We start from the raw sequence: 1,707 nt of genomic DNA, 5'->3' as shown, positions 1-1,707 counted from the left end.
CGGATTCGATCCTTGGCGGCAAGGGCGCCGACCTGCTCTTTGGCGGCGGCGGCAACGACCGGCTGAACGGCGGCAGCGGTAACGACCGCCTGTTCGGCGCCGCCGGTAACGATCGCCTGTTCGGCAGTGCCGGGCGCGACGTGATCAAGGCCGGCGCGGGGCGCGATCGGCTGGACGGCGGCACCGGCGCGGACGAACTGACCGGCGGGACCGGCGCGGATGTGTTCGTCTTTGAAACCTCTGGCCGCGCGAATCGCGACGTGATCACCGATTTCCAGAAGGGTCTCGACGAAATCCATGTCGACAGCGCTGATTACGTGATGCGCGTGGTCAACGGTAATGTCGTGCTGCGCTTTGACAGCGGCGATACGCTGACCTTGGAGGGCGTTACGCGAAAGGCCGGGATTGACGCCCGCATCACCGTGACCGGTGCGCAGCCGCCCGCCGAAACCAACCCCTTCCTGATCTACGATCTGGGCGGCAAATTCGACGCGAGTTTCAACCAGAGCGCCTCCGAAGGCGCCCAAGCCTGGTCCGCGGCCACCGGCGACAGTTATGGCGAATTTGAAATCCAGTCGGAGTCGCAGCGCGAGCAGGCGCTGGATCGTGCCGCCGCGTCCAGCGCGAACTATGCGCCGATCGTTACCATCGGCTTCGGTTTCGTGGATGCACTCGACGTGGTGGCGCCCGATTACCCCGACCGGTCCTTTGCGATCATCGACGCGGTGGTCAATCAGCCGAATGTCAGTTCGGTGGTTTTTGCTGAATATGAGGCGGCCTATGTGATGGGAGTGGTGGCGGTACTGGCCTCGGAAACGGATACGGTCGGCTTTGTGGGCGGGATTGATATTCCGTTCATTCGACAGTTTTCAACGGCGTTCGAACAGGGTGTTCTGGATACCGATCCTGATGCCCGGGTTATCGTGTCCATGGCAGGGACGACACCAGCCGCGCTCAACGACCCGGTCCGGGGAGGCGAACTCGCCAATGCTCAGATGGCGCAAGGGGCGGATGTCATCTATGCTGTTGCAGCGGGGACCGGGCTGGGTGTTTTTCAGGCCGTTGCTGATGCGGGTCGCCTCGCGATCGGGACTTACAGCAATGTGCAGGACTTTTTCCCGGGCACCATGCTGACGACGATGGAAAAGCACGTCGATGTCGCGGTGGAACATGTGTTTGGTGCCGGCGCCGATCTGCAGCCAGGCCTGATCGAGTTGGGATTGGCCGACGGTGCACTTGGGTATGGTTATGGCGACTTCAACAGAACCCTTTTGACTCAAGACATGCGCGACGCGGCGGATGCGGCGATTGCCGATATCATCGCGGGCCGCATCGTGGTCGAGGACTATCTGGATTTCGGTTTGTGATTGCGCTAGGGTGAACATCACGGACCGGTGAAGACAGGTAGCGCAAGGCGCGCTGCCTTTTTTCGCGTTACGCTCTTCACATTCGCATTGAAACCGATTAGACCGCGCTCTTGTTCGGGGTTTTGCCATGCGCATTGCCTCGGACGATTCGTCCAAGACGGTGGGTGGCCGCAAGGCCGTAATTCCTGCCCGAGACGGGAAATGACAAAGTTTCTTCGGATCGCCGTAATGTGTTCCGGGGCTGTGCGCAGGACCCGTGAGGACTCGATTGTCGGGGCATCCGTCCCGACAGAAAAGAGCCGGAGGGTCCGCCCTCCCATATTGGAGTGAAACTGTGGAT

At 61.2% G+C, this 1,707-nt stretch carries 1 protein-coding gene and 1 pseudogene; both read left to right on the top strand.

The annotated features are described in order from the left end of the window. Positions 1-8: 8 nt before the first annotated feature. A pseudogene (locus tag WBB85_RS06645) lies at positions 9-260 on the top strand (calcium-binding protein); the annotation flags it as partial. A gap of 117 nt (positions 261-377) precedes the next feature. Next, positions 378-1,367: a BMP family lipoprotein gene (locus WBB85_RS06640; protein ID WP_432637840.1), complete on the top strand. Its 990-nt coding sequence runs from the start codon at positions 378-380 to the stop codon at positions 1,365-1,367. The last annotated feature ends 340 nt before the right edge of the window (positions 1,368-1,707 follow it).

Source organism: Albidovulum sp. (assembly GCF_049646345.1).
Taxonomy (GTDB): domain Bacteria; phylum Pseudomonadota; class Alphaproteobacteria; order Rhodobacterales; family Rhodobacteraceae; genus Albidovulum.
Note: the sequence above shows the minus strand (reverse complement) of the source record. Positions and strands in the feature narration are given on the sequence as shown.